13 protein-coding genes and 1 pseudogene are annotated in these 18,290 nt (G+C 73.8%); 3 read left to right on the top strand and 11 right to left on the bottom strand.

Going from position 1 to position 18,290, the window contains the following annotated elements:
• Nucleotides 1–35: 35 nt before the first annotated feature.
• From AB0946_RS14475 to AB0946_RS14460, 4 genes are all read right to left on the bottom strand, one after another.
• Entirely contained in the window at nucleotides 36–1,124 is a 1,089-nt protein-coding gene (locus AB0946_RS14475) for a lytic polysaccharide monooxygenase (RefSeq protein WP_366760904.1), read from the bottom strand.
• 310 nt (nucleotides 1,125–1,434) lie between these two features.
• The gene (locus AB0946_RS14470) at nucleotides 1,435–1,638 is read right to left on the bottom strand and encodes a cellulose binding domain-containing protein (RefSeq protein WP_366761095.1); all 204 of its coding nucleotides are present in this window, start codon (nucleotides 1,636–1,638) and stop codon (nucleotides 1,435–1,437) included.
• 107 nt (nucleotides 1,639–1,745) lie between these two features.
• Nucleotides 1,746–2,873 carry a cellulose binding domain-containing protein gene (locus AB0946_RS14465; RefSeq protein WP_366760903.1) on the bottom strand — a complete coding sequence of 376 codons (1,128 nt, stop codon included), beginning with the start codon at nucleotides 2,871–2,873 and terminating at the stop codon, nucleotides 1,746–1,748.
• Nucleotides 2,874–3,121: 248 nt separating this feature from the next.
• A complete protein-coding gene (locus tag AB0946_RS14460) occupies nucleotides 3,122–4,144 on the bottom strand; it encodes a LacI family DNA-binding transcriptional regulator (RefSeq protein WP_366760902.1) in 1,023 nt (340 codons plus the stop codon).
• Between the two features lie 179 nt (nucleotides 4,145–4,323).
• Here AB0946_RS14460 and AB0946_RS14455 point away from each other — a divergent pair.
• Nucleotides 4,324–5,069, top strand: a pseudogene (locus AB0946_RS14455) (SDR family oxidoreductase).
• Here AB0946_RS14455 and AB0946_RS14450 read toward each other — a convergent pair.
• From AB0946_RS14450 to AB0946_RS14435, 4 genes are all read right to left on the bottom strand, one after another.
• Nucleotides 4,993–7,611: a SpoIIE family protein phosphatase gene (locus tag AB0946_RS14450; RefSeq protein WP_366761094.1), complete on the bottom strand. Its 2,619-nt coding sequence runs from the start codon at nucleotides 7,609–7,611 to the stop codon at nucleotides 4,993–4,995. The pseudogene AB0946_RS14455 and the gene AB0946_RS14450 sit on opposite strands and share 77 nt — an antisense overlap.
• A 490-nt stretch (nucleotides 7,612–8,101) precedes the next feature.
• Nucleotides 8,102–10,378, bottom strand: a complete 2,277-nt coding sequence (locus AB0946_RS14445; RefSeq protein ID WP_366760901.1) for a GMC family oxidoreductase N-terminal domain-containing protein — start codon at nucleotides 10,376–10,378, stop codon at nucleotides 8,102–8,104.
• On the bottom strand, nucleotides 10,375–11,862 hold the full coding sequence (locus AB0946_RS14440; RefSeq protein ID WP_366760900.1) for a hypothetical protein: 1,488 nt from the start codon (nucleotides 11,860–11,862) through the stop codon (nucleotides 10,375–10,377). Before AB0946_RS14440 ends, AB0946_RS14445 begins: the two co-directional genes overlap by 4 nt.
• The gene (locus tag AB0946_RS14435; protein ID WP_366760899.1) at nucleotides 11,859–12,575 is read right to left on the bottom strand and encodes an FCD domain-containing protein; all 717 of its coding nucleotides are present in this window, start codon (nucleotides 12,573–12,575) and stop codon (nucleotides 11,859–11,861) included. The genes AB0946_RS14440 and AB0946_RS14435 overlap by 4 nt, the downstream gene beginning before the upstream one ends.
• Before the next feature lie 314 nt (nucleotides 12,576–12,889).
• Between AB0946_RS14435 and AB0946_RS14430 the strand changes: the two genes are divergently transcribed.
• Complete coding sequence (locus AB0946_RS14430; protein ID WP_366760898.1) at nucleotides 12,890–13,963, top strand: PP2C family protein-serine/threonine phosphatase; 1,074 nt, start codon at nucleotides 12,890–12,892, stop codon at nucleotides 13,961–13,963.
• 10 nt (nucleotides 13,964–13,973) lie between these two features.
• Here AB0946_RS14430 and AB0946_RS14425 read toward each other — a convergent pair whose 3' ends face one another.
• The 3 genes from AB0946_RS14425 to AB0946_RS14415 form a co-directional block, all read right to left on the bottom strand.
• Complete coding sequence (locus AB0946_RS14425) at nucleotides 13,974–14,783, bottom strand: maleylpyruvate isomerase family mycothiol-dependent enzyme (protein ID WP_366760897.1); 810 nt, start codon at nucleotides 14,781–14,783, stop codon at nucleotides 13,974–13,976.
• Between the two features lie 126 nt (nucleotides 14,784–14,909).
• The gene (locus tag AB0946_RS14420) at nucleotides 14,910–15,698 is read right to left on the bottom strand and encodes an SAM-dependent methyltransferase (RefSeq protein ID WP_366760896.1); all 789 of its coding nucleotides are present in this window, start codon (nucleotides 15,696–15,698) and stop codon (nucleotides 14,910–14,912) included.
• 459 nt (nucleotides 15,699–16,157) lie between these two features.
• Nucleotides 16,158–17,450, bottom strand: a complete 1,293-nt coding sequence (locus AB0946_RS14415; protein ID WP_366760895.1) for a ThuA domain-containing protein — start codon at nucleotides 17,448–17,450, stop codon at nucleotides 16,158–16,160.
• Between the two features lie 422 nt (nucleotides 17,451–17,872).
• On the opposite strand from AB0946_RS14415, the gene AB0946_RS14410 reads away from it, so the two are divergent.
• Entirely contained in the window at nucleotides 17,873–18,163 is a 291-nt protein-coding gene (locus AB0946_RS14410; protein ID WP_366760894.1) for a DUF6355 family natural product biosynthesis protein, read from the top strand.
• Nucleotides 18,164–18,290 lie beyond the last annotated feature (127 nt).

Genomic DNA, 18,290 nt, shown 5'->3' with positions numbered 1-18,290 from the left:
CGGGAGCCGGCCGGAAGGCGGCGGGGCCGTTCGCGTCAGGTGGTGCCTTGTGCCGTGACGCAGCCGATGGAACCGGCGGGCACGTTGTTGCCCGTCGACGTGGCGGTGAAGCCGAAGGTGACACTGCCGTCGGCGGGCACGACCCGGTTGTGGTCCGCGTTGCGGACCGTGACCGTGCCGTCCGTACCCGTGGACAGCGTGCCGTTCCACAGGCTGCTGATCCTGGTGCCCGCCCCCGGCTGCCAGGCCACGGCCCACCCGTCGAGCGGTGTGGTGCCGTGGTTCATGACCTCGACGGAGGCCTGGAAGCCGCCGTTCCAGGAGTTCACCACGGAGTACGTGGCCATGCAGGAACCGGTGTGCGGATCCGTGGGAGTCGGCGTGGGCGTGGGTGTCGGCGTACCGCCGGAGGTGCGGATGCCCGTCACCTCGCCGTGGCCTCCGTCGAAGACGATGTCCGAGCAGGAGAAGAAGTTCTCCTGGCTGTCCGAACGCACCCACTGGATGAACAGCAGGGCGTCGCCGGACCGCCCGGAGGGCAGCTTCAGGTCCCAGTAGTAGTGGCCGCCGTCGGTGCCCGGCGAGCCCTGCTGCGGCGGATTGGTGACCGTCTGGATCAGGTCGAGGTCGGCCCAGCGCAGGGTGGAGGCCGGCGACCAGCCCGGCTTGGTGACGTAGACCCGGAAGTCACCCGGGTGCGCCGCCCAGTTGCTGTACTGCGCCTGGATCGTCGCCCCGCTGGTCAGATGGGTGCGCGGCCAGTCCGAGCGGGCCGCGTTGTAGCCGCGGAAGTCGTACGGCGACCGGTCACCCGCACTGCACAGAGTGCCGTCCGGGACGTAACCCGCGCCCCGGCCACCGGCGTTGGAGTCGAGCACGGCGAACCAGTTGTACAACGCCGTCGCACCGCTCTTGGCCAGCGCGTCCCGGCACGCCGGGTTGGTCGGGTCCAGCCCGCCGGTCGTCGTGTGCGCGTCCAGGTAGCACAGGTAGGTGCGGGATCCGGGCAGCATCGCCACCCCGTGCGCCTGGGCGCTGGTCTGTCCCAGCAGGGTGAGGGCGAGTGCCGCCAGCAGCGTCGACAGGGCCGCTGCGACCGACATCAGTCTGTTGCGTCGAGCCACGTTCGGTTCCTTCCGATTCGGGTCAGACGGGCGGTAAACCCCGGGCGGCCGCCGTACCGGAGTACGCGGGGACGGCCGGGGCGTGGGTGTGGGGCATGCCGGTACCGGGCCCGACGGCGGGGTGCGCGGTGAGCTGCCCGGTCAGGCCCAGCGCCAGGGTGGCGAGCGTCGCGCCCAGCGAGGCCGCCCGGTGCCGTCGGCGCCCCGGTCTCGGCCGGTGCGGGGGTGTCCGGCGGGCGGGGTGTGTCATGCGTCCTCCTCGTGCGGGGGTGCGGGTGGTGCGGGGCACGTGCGGTCGGCGGGCGCTCACTCAGCTCCCGGCGCGGTGCGGGTCGGGTGGGCCGGCGGTGCCTTCCGTGGTGAAGCCGGACGACGTGGCGGCACCGGGCCGCAAGGGGCCGTCGAAGGCGGTGTCGCGGACGGTGGTCCGGCCGTCTGACGTGGTCAGGGAGCCGTTCCGGAGGCCGGTGACGCGGGAGCGGCCCAGGTCCCGGTCCACGGACCAGCCCGTCAGCGGCGCGGAGCCGGGATGGAGCCGGGACCCGCCCGATCGGCGGTGCGGGACGAGCGGGTCCCGGTGCTGGTGGGTGTGTCACGCGGCCGGCGCGCCGGGTGCGCGGATCACGCGGTGGCGCAGGCGGCCCCGTTCAGGCTGAAGCCGGAGGGCTTGGCGAACGTGCCGCCGTAGCTGCCCTGGAACCCGAAGGACACCTGACCGCCGGGCGCGATCTGCGCGTTGTAGGCGAGACCGCTCGCCGTGACCGACCCCGAGGACGGCGTCACGGTGGCACCCCAGGCGCTGGTGATCCGCTGCCCCGCGGGCAGGGTGAAGGCGAGCTGCCAGCCGCTGACGGGGGAGGAGCCGGTGTTGGTGACGGTGACCTCGGCGGTGAAGCCGCCCTGCCAGACGTTGGTCCCGTACGCCACCTTGCAGGCCGCCGGGCTCCCGGGGCCGCCCGGGCCGCCGCTGCCGGTGTCGACCGTGGAGGAGAACGAGGTCACGGCCAGGCCGGCGCCGTTCTGCCAGGGCTCGAAGCCCGCCTGCACGCTGGTCAGGTACCAGCTGTCCTGCGCGAGCCCGCGGGACACGGCCTGCTGGACGAAGTCCATGACGTCGAAGCTCCAGCTGGTGATCGCCGACGGCGCGACGAAGGACAGCACGTCGTTGCCGCCGTTGTTGCCGGACCACACCTGCCACTGGCGCCCGGCGACGGTCGCCGTGCCCACCTGTGAGCCCACCGGCTGGATGGGGCCCACCTTGTTGAACCACACCATGATCTCGGTCTTGTTGACACCGTCGGTGCGGGGCGTGGGGTCGAGCCAGATGTCGTACGCGGCGTCGTACACCGCGTTGCTCACATAGCCGTAGGAGATGCTGGTCGGCGCGCGGGAGATGCTGCTGAGCCGGGCCGGGAGGTTCGTGCCGGGCGAGCAGTTGGTGTAGTGGCAGCCGTTGAAGACGGACGGGTAGGACTTCGGGGCACCGTTCGTCGGCACCGAGCCGTCGGCCTGGGTGATGCGGAATCCGGAGTCCGTGACGCCGATGCACTGGGTGTCGGCGGTGCCCCAGCGGTTGTTCTGGACGACGTAGCGGTCCTGGATCGTCGTCGAGCCGTACTGTTCGCAGATCGTGGTGTCGGCCTGGGCGGCGGGAGCGACGGCGAACAGCGCCGCCAGGGCGGCGAGCGCGGTGAGCAGTGCGCCCAGCAGGCCGCGCGCTCCACGGACAGGGTGCTTGTACGGTCGCATGCGGGTCCTCTCCATGACGGTGAGGGGAGTTCGGGAGCGCTCCCGTGCGGCAGCTGGATGGGAGCGCTCCCATTCCCTCCGTTGGGCAGGGACTGTAGGGAGAGTTCATGTCCCTGACAAGACTCCGCGCGGGGTGTGTGTCGAAGAAGTCTCGAAACCGCAGGTGGAGGCGGCCCGGTCGGCACGGGCCCCGCGGGCTGGGAGCGCTCCCGAGAACCGGCCCGGCCGCCGGGCCCCGCGTCCGGTGGCTACGCCGACTCGCGCACCACCAGCTCCGTACGGAGGATCACGTGCCGCCACGCCACGGGCGACTCCTCCAACTCCTCCAGGAGCAGCCGCACCATGGCCCGCCCGATCTCCTCCAGCGGCTGGCGCACCGTGGTCAGCCGCGGCTCGGTCCGCTCGGCCAGCGGGAAGTCGTCGAAACCGATCACGGCGACGTCCTGCGGCACCCGGCGTCCCGCCGCGCGCAGCGCCTCCAGGGCGCCGGCGGCGGTGGTGTCCGAGGCGGCGAGCACACCGTCGATGTCCGGGTGCCGCCCGAGCAGCGAGGCCATGGCCCGCCGGCCGCTCTCCGCGGTGAAGTCACCTTCCGCGACCAAGGACGGCGGGGCGTCCAGCCCGGCGTGGGCCAGGGCCTCACGGTAGCCGCGCAGCCGGCACCGGGTGACGTACATGTCCAGCGGCCCGGTGATCGTGGCAATCGTCCGCCGGCCCTTGTCCAGCAGATGGGTGACCGCGCTGCGGGCGCCGCCGACGTTGTCCGCGTCGACGTAGCTGACGTGCTCGTCGGCCGAACGGCGGCCCAGCAGGACGGTCGGCAGCCGGGCCTCGGCGAGCATGTCCGGCAGCGGGTCGTCGGCGTGCACGGACATCATCAGCACCCCGTCGACCCGGCCGCCACGGGCGTACTCGAGGAAGCGCTCCCGTTCGGTGTCCGAGCGGACCAGGGTCAGCAGCAGCTGCATCCCGGTGTCGGTCAGGGCGTCGCCGAGCGAACGGACGATCTCGGAGAAGAACGGCTCCGCGAACTTCCGCCAGTCCGGCTCCGTCATGACGAGCGCGACGGCGTCGGCCCGTCGCCCGGCGAGCGAACGGGCCGCGAGGTTGGGGACGTAGCCCAGTTCCGCGATGGCCTGCTGTACGGCCCGGCGTGTCGACTCCTTCACGCCGGCCGCGTTGTTGACGACGCGGGAGACCGTGCCCCGGCCCACTCCGGCGTGAGCGGCCACCTCCTCCAGCGTCGGCGAGCCAGGGCGCCGCTTGCCCATGACCACCTCCCCCAAGAGATCACCGATATTACGGGCCCGGCGGCGGCGGGCCCACGGAAAGTTTCGATCGGGCCGCCGGACGGGCGTCGTGACCGGTCACCCCCTTGGCCCGCTCCCGCCCCCGCGCCCTTCCGCCTCGCCTAAGCCGTGTTGCGGATGATCGGGACGAAAGGCGTGTCATGAAGGTCGCGGTCATCGGCGGAACCGGGCTGATCGGGTCGCAGGTCGTCAGGAACCTCGGTGCCGCTGGGCACGAGGCGGTGCCGCACTCGCACTCCACCGGGGTCGACGTCGTCAGCGGCCAGGGGCTCGACGCGGCCATGGCGGGGCCGCCGTCGTGGTGAACACGACGAACTCCCCGACCTTCGACGCGGACTCCCTGGCGTTCTTCCAGACCTCGACGGACACCCTCCTGGCCGCGACCGTCAAGGGCGGCGTCGGCCACATCGTGATCCTCTCGATCGCCGGCGTCGACCAGGTGCCGAAGCTGGACCACTACCGCGCCAAGGTGCTCCAGGAGAACATCCTCGCGGCCGGTCCCGTCCCGTACTCGATCGTCCGGGCCACGCAGTTCATGGAGTTCATGGACGACGTCCTGTACTGGACCACCGACGGCGACACCGTGCGGCTGCCCGCCGCGCCGATCCAGCCGATCGCCGCCAGGGACGTGGCCGACGCGATGGCGGAGGTCGCCACGGGCGCCCCCCTGGGCGGCACCCTCGACATCGCCGGTCCCGAGGTCTTCACCCTGGACGAGCCCGGCCGCACGATCCTGTCCCGCAAGGGCGACCGGCGCGGCGTCGTCACCGGTCCGACCGCCGGCATGTTCGCCGTCGTCCACCGGGACGTCAGATGCCCAGGACGTCCAGGAGGGCCGCAGGGTCCGGTTCCGGGGCGCCCTCCAGCCGCTGCTCCGCCCAGATGACCTTGCCCCGCGCCGCGTAACGCGTCCCCCACATCTCCGCGAACCGGGAGACCAGGAACAGACCACGGCCCCCCTCGTCCGTGCTGGCCGCGCGCCGCAGCCGGGGCGAGGTGTTGCTGCCGTCCGCCACCTCGCACACCAGGGTGCGGCCCAGCAGCAGCCTCACCCGGACCGGCGGGGCGCCGTAGCGGAGCGCGTTGGTCAGGAGTTCGCTGAGGATCAGCTCCGTGCCGAACGCCGTCTCCTCCAGCCCCCACTCGGCGAGCCGCCGGCTCACCTCGCCGCGTACCCGGGGCACGGCCTCGACGTCGAAGGGGACGTCCCAGGTCGCGACGCACGCCGGATCGAGCAGCCGGGTCCGGGCGACCAGCAGCGCCACGTCGTCGCTGGGATGCCCCGGCAGCATCGTCTCCACCAGGGCGCGGCAGGTCTCCTCGGGCGTCCGGTCCGCGCCGGCGACGGCCGAGGCAAGCATCGCCAGGCCCTCGTCGACGTCCCGTCCGCGGTTCTCGATCAGCCCGTCGGTGAACAGGACGAGACGGCTCCCCTCGGCCAGCTCCAGCTCACCGGCCTCGAAGGGATGACCCCCCACCCCCAGGGGCGGCGCCAGCGGGAGGTCGGGGAAGGACACCCGGCCCAGAGGGTCCACCACGGCGGGTGCGAGGTGCCCGGCGCGGGAGACGGTGCAGTGCCCGCCGACCGGGTCGTAGACGGCGTAGAGGCAGGTGGCACCGGTGAGCGGCACCTGGTCGTCGTCGGCGGCGGCGGTCTCGGTCTGGGCGTCCAGTCGCGTCACCATCTCGTCGAGATGCCCGAGCAGTTCGTCCGGCGCCAGGTCCAGGGAGGAGAAGTTCAGCACGGCCGTGCGCAGCCGTCCCATGGTGACCGCGGCCTGGAGCCCGTGCCCCACGATGTCCCCGACGACCAGCGCCACCCGGAAACCGGGCAGCGGGATGACGTCGAACCAGTCGCCGCCCACGCCGGACTCCGCCGGCAGATAGCGCGAGGCGACCTCCAGCGCGTCCTGGTCCGGCAGGCCCAGCGGCAGCAGATTGCGCTGGAGCGTCACGGCCAGCGCGTGCTCACGGGAGTACCGGCGCGCGTTGTCGATGGCGACGGCGGCGCGGGCCACCAGCTCCTCGGCCACGGCGACGTCCTCCTCCTCGAACCGGGGGGAGCCCGCACCACGCCAGAAGTTGACCATGCCGAGGACCACCCCGCGCGCCCGGAGCGGCACCGTGATCAGCGAGTGGATGCCGTGGTCCAGCGTCCGTCGCGCTCCCTCGGGGTCCTGCGCACGCCAGTCAGCGGCGGAGCGCAGGTCCGACACCAGGACGGCCTTGCCGCGCCGCAGTGCCGCCGCCATCGGCGTGTCGGCGGCCAGGAAGCGGATCACCTCGCCCACCGCCTGCAAGGGGTGTCCGCCCCGCGTGGCCCGCAGCGCGGTACGGCGCATCTCGCGGACCGCGCTCGTGGGCTCCTCGCCGCGCAGCACGGAGTCGAGGAGTTCGACGGTGACGACGTCGGCCATGCGGGGGACCGCCACCTCGGACAGCTCCTCCGCCGTACGCCGTACGTCGAGCGTGGTGCCGATCCGTACGCCCGCCTCGTACAGGAACGACAGCCGGCTCCGCGCCACCTCGGCCTGCCCGGTGAGCGCCCTCAGCTCCGTGGTGTCACGGAAGGTGGCGACCAGCCCCTGGGCACCGCCGTACGGGGCGGTGGGCCGGGTGTTCACCGCCAGCAGCCGGTCTCCGGCCCGGACGACCTCGTCGGACGCCGTCTCGCCCGACAGCAGCAGCCGCGTCAGGCCCGGTCCCAGCCGCAGCTCCCGCACATGCCGCTGGTCGGCGTCCCCGGGCAGGTCCAGCAGCCGGCGTGCCTCGTCGTTGGCCAGCACGACGCACCCGTCGCCGCCGACGATCAGCACGCCCTCGCGCACCGCGTGCAGCACGGCGTCGTGGTGCTCGTACATCCGGGTCATCTCGGCCGGCCCGAGACCGTGGGTCTGCCGCAGCAGCCGGCGGCTGATCAGTGCCGCCCCGCCGGTGGCCAGCAGCAGCGCCCCCGCGGCCATGCCGAGCAGCATCGGGAGCTGCTGGTTCAGCACCTGGCCGACGTTGCTGTACTTGATCCCGGCGGTGACTATGCCGGCCACGCGCCTGCTGGGATCCGTCACCGGTACGACCGCCCGCACGGCGTCGCCGGGCCGGCCGTGGAACGTCTCGGTGTACATCTCGCCCATGGCGGCCCGGCCGACGCCCTCCGCCTTCCTGCCGATCAGGGTGGGGTCGGTGTCGGTGATCCGGATCCCGCGCGTGTCGAGGACGCTGACGAAGTCGACGCCGGAGCCCTTCTGCACCCGCTCCGTCGCGGGCTGCAGCTGGGCGGCCGGGTGCGGCGACCGCAGTGCGAGCGCCGTTCCGGGTGCGTGCGCGAACGTCTCCGCCACGGCCAGGGAACGGTCCTCGGCGGTGCGCTGGGCGTCGTACCGCCCCTGCACCGCGAGGGCGGTGGCCCCCGCCGCCACCAGCATCAGCATGATCAGCGCCTGCAGCACGAAGACCTGCGCGGCGAGCGTGCGGACGCTCAGCGACGGCGAAAGACGGCGTCTGCGTGGCGGCCAGAGCCCGCGGCCACGCGCCGGACCGGATGACCCCCGTGAGCCGGGCCGCGGTGCCGCGCCCGCCCACGGCCAGCGGGAACGTCCGCTCATCTCCCTTTTCTAGCACTGCGCCGCCACGCTCGGCGACCGGTGCGTCCGCCGATGGGGTGGGGGCGTGCGGTGCCGGGGCGGGCGGCTGGGTCCGGGTGCCGGTGCGGCGGGGGCCGGCGCCGTTGCCGGTGCCGGGCTGCGGGCCGGGGCGGGCGGCCCCCTGGGCCGTGACGTGGCCGCCGGTGCGGGCGTGCGTGCCGGGTGTGCCACCGGCGGCGCGGGGACCGGGGCCGGGCTGTTCCGTGCCCTGCCGTGCCGCCCTCGTCAGCCAGACCCGTGGGCACCCCGCCGCGGGCCGCCCGTCGGCCGGGGACCGTCACGCGGCCCGTGTCACGAAACGCCGGGTGACGGCCAGGGCCGCGGCCATGATGCTCAGCTGAGGGTTCACCTCCGGACAGCTCGGCAGGACGGAACCGTCGGCGATCAGTACGCCGTGCACGCCCCGCAACCGCCCCTCCGGGTCGGCCGGCGACCACTCGGGGTCGGCGCCGGCCGCCGCGGTACCGGTGGGGTGGAACGCGGAGACGTGCAGATGGCGCACGCTCACCGTGTCGAGCAGGGCCTCCAGCTGGGCAGGGGTGCGGGCGCGCGGCGCGCGGGGCACGCCCGTCAGCACCTCCTCGGCGCCGGCGGCGAACAGCAGACGCCCCATGGCCCGCTGGGCCCGCAGCAGCCGCCCGGCGTCACGCGCCGCGAGGTCGTAGCGCGGCAGCGGACGCTCCCGGCCGAGGACACGGCCGGACGGACGGTCGGCGATCATCGCGCCGAGCGTCGCCAGCCGGTCCGCCTGTTCGAGTTCCCGCCGCAGTTCACGGCCGATTCCCGGCGGCACGAAGGAACTCATGCCCGGCGGCGCCGCGGTCGCCTCGATCAGGATGCCGTCCGCCCGCAGGTGCTCCACGCCGACGCTCTGCAGCACGCCCCGCCAGGCGGTGACCGGCCGGTCGAAGCGGCCCGCGACGCTGATGGCGGGGTGCACGCTGAGGTTGCGGCCGAGCCGCCGGTGCCCGCCCAGGCCGGAGCGGCGCAGCAGCGGCGGGGTGTGGAGGGCCCCGGCGGCGACCACGACCAGGGGGCTGAGGATCTCCAGTTCGCTGCCGTCCGGACGGCCTGCGACCACCCCGGCGGCCCGCGGACCGGCCGGCCCGTCGCGGTCGGTGAGGATCCGCCGTACCCGAGCGCCCGTCACGATGCGCGCGCCGGCCGCGCACGCCTGGGGGAGCACGGACAGCTGGACGCTCTGCTTGGCGCCGGTGGGGCAGCCGACGACACACTGGCAGGAACCCCGGCAGCCCGGGGCGTTGCGCCGCAGGGGCGCGGCGGTCCAGCCGAGTTCCCGGGCGCCGGCCAGGGCGAGCCGCCCGTTGGCGCCGAGGACGTCCAGCGGCTGCGGGGCCACCCGCAGAACGCGTTCGACCTCGTCCAGGCGCGTGGCGAAGTCCTCGGCGGCGGCGAATCCGTGCCGGCCGAGCCAGCGGGCGACGACGTGGTCCGGGGTCCGGTAACAGGTGCCCGAGTTGACGACGGTGGTACCGCCGACCGCGCGGCCCACGGGCAGGACCAGCGGTGGATTCCCCACGGCGACGGTCGCGCCGCCGTCCCGGTACAGGCTCATGAAGCGGTCGAGCGGCGCCCGTCGGCCGAACGACGCGGTGGAGTGGTGCTCACCCTCTTCGACGACGACCACGCGCATCCCGGCGGCGGCGAGCGTCCGCGCGGCCATCGCGCCGCCCGCCCCCGAACCCACGACGACCGCGTCCGCGGTGGACCGCGCGGGCCAGTCGGAGGAGGGCGTGCAGTCGAGCGGGGGATCGTCGGGCGCGTACGCCGAGGGCCTGGTGGGCGAAGGGGCGGGTTCCGAGGGGACGGGGCTGGAAGGCGTGCGCTCCGGGAGTGCGGGGGCCGAGGGCGTGGGGACCGGGGGTGTGGGGGTCGAGGGTGTGGAGGCCGGGGGTGTGGAGTTCGAGGGTGTGACGCCTGAGGGTGTGGGGTCCGAGGGCGCGGACTTCAAGGGTGTGGAGTCCGAAGGCGTGGGCCCCGAAGGCGTGGGCCCCGGGGGCGGGGGGCCCGGGGGTACGGATGGCGGGGGTGCGGTCTCCACGGGCGCGGGCTCGGGCGGCGTGGGCTCCGAGGGGGCGGGCCCTGAAGGTGCGGTCTCCGAGGGCGCGGACGGAGACGGAGCGGACCGCGCGGGCGTGGGCGGCTCCGCAGGCGTGCCGGCGAGCGGCGGACGCCCCGGCGCGGGCACCGGCGGGGTGGGACCGTCGTGCAGCATGCGTTCGGTGCCCGCGGCCAGCAGGACCGGTACCTTGAGCGCGTCCAGCAGCGGCAGCAGGGCCGGGCGTGCGGCGAGCGACGTCATGACCTGCTCGCGTTCCTCCGCGCCGAGTGCGGACAGCCGCCTGCCGGTACGGGCGACGGCGTACGCGTCGATCGCCACGGCGGCGCCGCGCACCGCCGCGCGGGCCGGGGCCGGCATGACGCCGAGCAGGGCGGCGACGCGCCGGGGTACGGCCCTGGTCCACTCGGCCGTGCCGTCGTCGGCGAGAACCGCGGCCACAAGTCCCGTCAGAGCCGGGGGAGTCGCGTTCATCGGCCCCCGACCTCCGCGTGCGCGGTGCCCGACAGCCGCCATGCCGCCTCCGGCCGCCACCGTCCCCACCAGCGCTCCACGCGCACGTCCGCGTCCGCCCGCTCGCTGTTGCGGCACACGGCGGCGGAACCGTCCGGGTCGGTGTAGTCGAGGGCGAGCGTCCCGTCCGGCGGCTGGGTCACCGTCACCCGGATGCGGCGCAGGCCCGCACGGCCCTCGACCCGCCAGCGCGGCAGGCCGATGTCCGCGCGGAACCGGCCGATGCCCGCCCAGCCCACGGCGGTCCGCTCCACCCGCCGGGGCCAGGCGCGGCCGTTCCGGTACAGGCGCAGGAACACCAGCGGGGGCAGCCGGTCGAGTCCGCGCCGCATCGACACGGCGGCGACGATCTCCAGGACGTCACCTCCTCCCAGGTCGGCGTGGAGCCAGGCCCAGCGGCGGGCGTTGCCGTGGCCGAAGATGCGCGCGCTCGCTCCGGGCGCGTCGGTGAGCCGCAGCTCGCGGGTCCCGTGGCGGACGGTTCCGGTGTAGCGGGCGCGGGCGGCGGGCAGCAGGTGCGTGGCCGGCAGCCAGGGGCGCCGCCAGGACCAGCGGGGGAACGTGTGCAGCGGCGGGCCCTGGACCTCCTCGGCGAGCGCCCAGGTGAACGGCCCCGCCGAACCGGTCAGCCGGCCGGGCCCGACACGGACGCCGCCGGCGACGAAGCCGTCGATCCGGCCGCCCGGGTGGCCGGTCAGGCTGTCGGTCCGCCCGGTCGGGCTGTCGGCCGGGCCGTGCGGCCGGCCCCCCGCCCACCCGTGGGTCCGTCGCCCCGCCCAGGGAACCGGGCCGAACCGGGCGTGCTCCACCGGGCCCTCCTTGGGGAACACGGCGATCCAGCCGTGCGCGTAGGCGGGTGCGCCGTCGTGGGGCGCGACGAGTTCGTGGTGCAGCCAGACACCGCTGCCGGTCGCCGGATCGGTCAGGGTCGTGTACCAGACCTCCGTCCGCCCCGGCGTGCCGTCCCAGCGCGGCGCCAGGAACCGGTCGGCGGCGGGCCCGGCCGCCCGCGGGAACCGGAACCCGGCGAGGAACGGCAGCAGGCCGGTGGCGAGGGGGAAGCGCAGGGTGCCCTCGCCGACGCGCGCGCCGTCCTCGTACAGCGTGTACGGCAGGACGGTCATCGAGGACAGGGGGCGCCTGAAGGACACCGACTTCCAGCCGTCCAGCAGCATCCGCCGGCCGTCCAGGTCGAAGCCGAGCCGGTAGCGGATCCGGCGGCGCGCCACCGGCGAGATCTCCAACTCGCCCTCGGCCGAGGGGTCGTCGGCCCGGCCCGCGATCCGCACGCGTCCCGTCAGCCGTGCCAGGGTGGTGCGGTGGGGCAGCATCAGGCTGTCCGCGCGGGCCAGCAGGTCCAGCCGTAGGGGGCGGTCGGCGGTGTCGCCGGCCAGCCGGACCCGGCCCAGCATCGTCTCCCGGAACACCGTTCCGCGCGGGGTCACGAGGCATCACCCCGGCGGGCGCCGGAGCGCGCGAGCCCTTCGAGCATGATGCGTTCCGTCGCCGACAGGTAGTGCCCGGCGGCGGTGCGTGCCGTGTCCGGGTCGCCGGCGGCCACGGCCTCCACGACCGGCGCCAGGCGGTCGTGCGCGGCCCGGGCGTCCTCGAAGGGTCCGGCCAGGGCGGCGCGCACCGGCAGGTAGGCGTTGAACAAGGTGTTGGTCAGCAGCACGTACACGCGGTTGCCCGTGGCCCGGGCCAGCGCCCGGTGCACCTCGGCGTCCGCGAGCTGCGCCGGGTCGCCGCCGTCCGCGTCGGCGACGGCCGCCAGCAGCCGGCGCAGTCCGGCGATGTCGGCTGCGGTGGCGCGGGCCGCGGCGCGTTCGGCGATCAGGGCGCCGATGCTGCGGCGGACCTCGAAGACCTCTCCGATCCAGTCGGGGCTGTGGCGCACGAGCATGGGCAGCAGATCGGCTCCGCCCAGCCGCAGGAAGTCCCGTACACGCGTCCCCACCCCGTGGCGCGTCTCCAGCAGCCCGGACTGCGCCAGCCGGCCGAAGGCGTGCTTGAGGGTGGTGCGGGTGACCCCGAAACCGTCGGCGAGTTCGCGCTCCGGCGGCAGATAGCTCCCGGCCGGGTGGCACCCGGCGAGGATGTCCTCGCGCAGCTTCCTCTCCAGTACGTCGACGATCGTCTCGCGGGGCAGTGCTCCCACTCCGGCCTCCAGCGACTCGGTGGTTACGCGGTGCGTGGTTCAGTGGCTCAGTGGCTGAGCCACTGAACCAGCGTGCGCCCCGGGAGTCAATGCCCGTGGCGGAACATGCCGTTGAGTGGAGCAATCACGGCGCGTCGCGGCCCCGCGCACCAGGCTGGACGTCTTGTCGAGTTCCTGTGACAGGAGTCCGTGTGCGAAGACCACGTATGCCGAGGGATGGACATACCGGTCGGGAGCCGGAGGACGGAGCCGGTGCGCGGACGCGGTTGTCGGCCCCTCCGGCGTGGATGCGCTGGCTACCGGCCCTGTACGTCGTGGCACTTCTGCTGCTGGAACCGGCGACGCCCGTGGAGTGGCCCGTCAGCTTCATGCTGATCGCCCTGCCGCTCGTGGCCGCCTTCGCCCACGGCCCGGCCGCCGTCGGCGGCGCCACCGTGTTCGCCGTCGTCCTGGAAGGCGTGCTGGCCGGTACCCCGTGCTGCGCGGGCCGTGAGGTCGGCTACCTGTGGGACCGCCACTACGTGGCCTCCTACATCTGCACCGGACTGGTCGGCGTCCTCGGCATGATCCTGGCCGCGCACCGCGTCCGCCGTGAGCGCACCCTGGCCGACGTACGCTTCGTCGCCGACATCGCCCAGCGGGTCCTGCTCCGGCCCGTTCCGCACCAGATCGGCAGCCTCCACCTGGAGAGCCTCTACCGGTCCGCCGCCGCGGAAGCCCGCATCGGCGGCGACCTGTACGAGGCCGTCCCCACCCGCTACGGCGTCCGGCTGCTCATCGGAGACGTCCGGGGCAAGGGGCTGCTCGCGGTGGAGACCGCCGCGGCGCTGCTCGGCGCGTTCCGCGAGGCGGCGCACGACGAACCCGCACTGCCCGCCCTGGCGGACCGGGTGGAGACGAGCATGGACCGCAGGGCCGTGCTGCTCGGCGGCAGCGAGGTGGGCGAACGGTTCGTCACCGCCGTCTTCGCCGAGATCCCCCTCGGGGAGCCGCTGGTCCGCGTCGTCAACTGCGGCCATCCGCCCCCGGTCCGCATCCGCTCCGGCGAGGTGTGCGAACTGGACAGGGGCCGTTCGGCGCCGCCGCTGAACCTCGGGGTGCTGCTGGGGGAGCCGTACCACGTCGACGCCTACTCCTTCCGGCCCGGTGACCAGCTCCTGCTGTACACGGACGGCATCACGGAGACCCGCGACGCGGCCGGCTCCTTCTATCCGCTGCTCCAGCGCCTGCGGTCGTGGAGCTCCCTGCCGCCCCGGGAACTGCTGGAACGGCTCCACCAGGACCTGCTGGCCTACAGCGGCGACCGCTTGCAGGACGACATCGCGGCGCTCGCCGTCCGCCTCCCGGCCGGCGAGCCGCCCCTGCCGGCCGCACCACCGCCCGGCTGAGGCCACCGGATCAGAAGGCCGTGTGCGCGACCCAGCGATCGAGGACCGTGACGTCCCCCGAGACGTCGAAGACGGGCTCCTGGTACGACCGCCGCCCGTAGACCAGCAGCAGGAGGTCCGCCGCCTCCCCGCGCACCGTCACCGTCTCCGGGCCGGACCCGGCGTCACCGCCGGCCGGCAGCAGCCGGAAGCCGTCCGCGTCCAGCCGTACCCGCCACTGCTCACCGGCCGCGCCACCGGGGCCCGTGCACCGGAAGGCGACGATCTCCCCGTCGCCGCGCAGCTTCGTCACACCGGGGGCGAAGACCCCCGCGTAGGGCAGGTTGACGAGGAACTCGTCCACGCCGTCCGCCGCCAGGACGGGATCGAGGTCCGGCTCCCGGCCGACGGCGCGCTCCGCGTCCACCCGGTGTACCAGCGTCTCGAAGAGCATCCGGCGGGCCCAGAACCGGGCGTGCCGGTCCCCGCCCCACGCCCACATCGCCGCGCCGGGGTCCGTGCCGCGCAGGACGGCCGCCACCCCGGGCACCCCGGCCGCCACCCAGTCGGCGTAGTCCCGTGGGTCGTCCGGCAGCCCCAGCTCCACGTCACGGCTGCGCGGAGGTTCCTGCACGCGCCGGGTCAGCAGGGTGCCGAACCAGCGCTGCAACGCTCCGACGTGCCGGGCGAGGTCGGCCAGCGTCCAGTCGGGACAGGAGGGCACGGCAGCGGCCGGGTCGGCGCCCCGCACCGCCTCGGCGAACCGGCGGGTCTCCCGCTCGATCGCCGCGCGGTAGGTGTCGTACGGCAGGGGATGCCCCGCCCCGTTCGTCGTCGCCATCTGCTGTCGCCGTTCTGCCCTGGCACGGAGGCCGGTCTTCTCGTCGCGATCAGTGTGGGGGCTGGAGTCCACTCGAAGGCAAATCGGCGCGGCGAGGTGGCGTATCGCCGCGGGACGGGACCCGGGTCACGGAACGCGGGCCACCGCCGCGTAGATCCCGCTCCCCTCCGGCACCGTGTCCGTACCCGACACGCCCCACTCCGTGGCGGTCACGAGGCCGGGCGGCACGAGCTCCAGGCCGTCGAAGAAGCGCTCCACCTCCGGGCGCGTCCGGAAGCCGAGCTTGATGCCGCCCTTGGCGTACTCGGTGGTGACCTGCGCGGCGAGCTCCGGATAGAGGTCGGACGCGGCGTGCGACAGCACCAGGTGGCTGCCCGGAGGCAGCGTGGCGACCAGGTTCCGGACGATTCCGTGGGCGTCCTGCTCGTCGGTGACGAAGTGCATCAGCGCGATCAGCGACAGCGCGATCGGCCGGTCGAAGTCCAGGACCCGCCGGGCGTGCCGGACGATGGACTCCGCCTCCCGCACATCGGCCTGGATGTAGTCGGTGACGCCTTCGTCGCTGCTGATCAGCAGCGCCTCGGCGTGGCGCAGGACGATCGGGTCGTTGTCGGTGTAGACGACCTTCGCCGTCGGCACGATCTCCTGGACGATCTGGTGCAGGTTGGGCTGGGTGGGGATGCCCGTACCGATGTCCAGGAACTGGTCTATGCCCTGCCCGGCGAGCCAGGCGGCGGCCCGGTGCATGAACTGGCGGTTCTGCCGCGCCGCGTCCCGCGCCTCGGCCGGCAGCCGCACCGCCACGGCCTCGTCGACCGGGTAGTTGTCCTTGCCGCCCAACAGCCAGTCGTAGACCCGCGCGGGATGCGCCTTGCTGGTGTCGATCTCCAGGGGCGCCGGTGAATCGGTCGTCATAGCAGCTCCGTTGCGCGGGGTGAGCGGGTCAGGCCATGTGTTCGATCATCCTACTCGCGCCCTCCACGTGCCTCGCGCCGTGCGGGGAGCGGGAGTTGGACCGCGGGCCCCGACGGCCGGTACGGCGCGCCTCGAACGCCCTCGCCGGCGCCGAGGAGGACCGGCGACGACGCCACGACAAGGACGAACTCCGCGGCTGGGACCTGGTCTCCGCGCAGCGTCTGTGGCGGCACGCCGGACGCCCGGGCCGAACCGGCCTGCGTTTCACCCCCGATGGCCCGACCCTGCTGGAGTGCGGCCACTCGCCCGCACGCTCACCTCCGACGCGAACGGGGCACCGCCCCCGGCCGGGCGCCGTGACGAGTGCCGCCCCGACGCGGTGTCCGCGGCTGTGTGGCGGACGTGGCATCGGGGCGGCGGTGTCCGGCCGGGGCGGGCGGGACCGGGGCGGACAGGTGATCAGGGCTGGGCGGCCAGTTGGAAGCTCTGGGCGCCGGAGCCGTCACAGGTCCGCTGGGTGAGCTGGACGCTGTCGGCGGCCGTGGCGGACGCGGTCAGGCACTTCCCGCTGTGCCGGGCGGTGAAGTGGTACCGCCCGGTGGCCTCCTTCACCGGCAGCCACTGCTGGTTGGTGCCCCCGCCGTAGGACCACAGCTGAAGCGGCGCGTTGTCGGCCGTGGAACGGTCGACGACGTCGACGACCTGCTGCGGATTGCCGCGAGCGGCGATGCGTGTGTAGCCGCTGTCGGTGGAGCGGAACTGGAACTGCTGTGCCGTGGTGGAGTTGCAGGTGTACTGCTGGACGACGGTCCCGTTGGCCGTGCCGGCGGCACGGGCGTCGGCACACGTTCCGTTGCCGGTGTTGCGCAGCGTGTACCAGGCGGTCTCGGAGATGCCGTCCGCGGGCGGCTGGGACGAGGCCGCCCCGCCCAGCCACTTCAGCCCGTCCAGGACGAACTGGTTCTGCGTGGCGCTGGCGAAGGTGGACGACAGGGCCGTGTTGGTGTCGTAGTTCATCGCGTTGTGGCCGAAGTTCGCGTACAGCATCTTGTACTTGGTGTTCGTCCACAGGATCGGGTAGTACCCGCTGTACCAGGTCTGGGCGGGGTCGGTGCCGAGCGGGAAGCTGCTGGGGTCGACGGAGGCCAGGATCTTGATGTCCGGGTTCTGCCGCAGGTCGTTGGACCAGCTGTACCACTCGCTCACCGACGAGGTGAAGGTGGCGGGCAGGTTCCGGGTCGAGGGGTGCGTACGGTCCTCCACCCGCAGGACCGCCGTGGTCGGACCCCAGGTGTTCGAGCGGAAGTTCCCACTGCCCAGGAACTGGTTGTGGTACCACGGCCAGCTCTGCGCGTCGGTCGTGAACGCCGAGACGTGGAAGCCCATCCAGGCGCCGCCGTTCCGCATGTACTGCTCGAAGCCCGCCCGTTGGGCGGCCGACTGGGGCAGGTCGTCGAGGAAGAGGACCACCTGGTAGCTGTTGACACCGCCGTTCGCGAGGAGGTCCCAGTTGTTGCTGGCGGTGTAGGTGAAGCCGTTCGCCGCCGCCTGCTGGGGGAACCACTGGTTGGCTTCGCGGACGAAACTGATGTGCGCGGCGTCCCAGGTGCCGTTGTACAGCGCCAGCACGCGGAACGGCTCCGCGGCTGCCGCGGCCTGGGCGGGTGGCTGCGCCGTCAGGCTGACCAGCGCCGCGAGGAGAAAGGCCAGCCACATGGGGATGTGTGCCGCGCCGGATCTCACCTTTTGCATCCGATGCTCCCTTCTCGGTCCGGCCCGGGACGGGGGCCAGGCATGAGCGAAGGCGTTCATGAACGTGAGTGCTGGTCGTATGCGTAGATGCTGCTGGCCGGTGAACCTAAAGGTCTGGACCACACCCGTCAAGAGCTGACGACGAGAAAGCCCTCGCGGGACAGGTGCGTTGAGTACGTGTAACCAACGGGGCAGGAAAAGAGGCGCCACTTTTCCCTTCCGCCTGCGCCGGTCCCGGGCCCGCGTCCGTAGGTGTGACCCGGATGGCGTAGCGAGGAAATGATTCGCCGGGTGAAAGAGGCGGGCGGGAGGCGTACCGGGCCGCCGCGGTCCGTGAGCATGGACACGTGTGCCGGGCGCGGGCGCCCCCGCCGCCCGGGCGGCCCGGCTTCTTCCCTTCCGCACCCCACGAGGAGTTCGTCGTGCGTGTCCGTCGTCAGCTGACCAGCACCCTCGGTGCCTTCGCCCTCGCCTTCACCTTCCTGGGCGCCGGCACCGTCACCGCGACCCCGGCGGCCGCCGATCCGTGCGGCTTCTACGAGACCGGCTCCGACGCCTACTACAACCACTGCACCTCCGACGGCTCCCACGTGGTGATCAAGGTCGAGGTGGCCTTGGCACCCGACTACGAACGGTGCGTCGCCCCGGGCCGGACCTGGCTGGGCTCCGCCACCAAAATCCAGGGCGCCCACTACACGGGCCGCACCTGCTGAACCTCGCGCGGCACCCCGGCCACGTGTTCTGCGAGCGCACCGGAAGTGTCCTGTGAGTGCACTCCCGCGCGGGTGCCGGCCGGCCGGCACCCGCAAGGGCGGCGGCTCTTCCGTGCGCTCGGGGACC

The sequence above is a fragment of the Streptomyces sp. NPDC046870 genome (assembly GCF_040704595.1).
Classification (GTDB): domain Bacteria; phylum Actinomycetota; class Actinomycetes; order Streptomycetales; family Streptomycetaceae; genus Streptomyces; species Streptomyces argyrophylli.
This window is presented reverse-complemented; position numbering and strand designations above follow the sequence as displayed.

Excerpts from the sequence above, each read along its gene's own strand:
- AB0946_RS14465 (WP_366760903.1), bottom strand. The coding sequence starts at position 2,873 with ATGCGACCGTACAAGCACCCTGTCCGTGGAGCGCGCGGCCTGCTGGGC.
- AB0946_RS14460 (WP_366760902.1), bottom strand. The coding sequence starts at position 4,144 with ATGGGCAAGCGGCGCCCTGGCTCGCCGACGCTGGAGGAGGTGGCCGCT.
- AB0946_RS14450 (WP_366761094.1), bottom strand. The coding sequence starts at position 7,611 with ATGCTGATGCTGGTGGCGGCGGGGGCCACCGCCCTCGCGGTGCAGGGG.
- AB0946_RS14445 (WP_366760901.1), bottom strand. The coding sequence starts at position 10,378 with ATGAACGCGACTCCCCCGGCTCTGACGGGACTTGTGGCCGCGGTTCTC.
- AB0946_RS14425 (WP_366760897.1), bottom strand. The coding sequence starts at position 14,783 with ATGGCGACGACGAACGGGGCGGGGCATCCCCTGCCGTACGACACCTAC.
- AB0946_RS14420 (WP_366760896.1), bottom strand. The coding sequence starts at position 15,698 with ATGACGACCGATTCACCGGCGCCCCTGGAGATCGACACCAGCAAGGCG.
- AB0946_RS14415 (WP_366760895.1), bottom strand. The coding sequence starts at position 17,450 with ATGCAAAAGGTGAGATCCGGCGCGGCACACATCCCCATGTGGCTGGCC.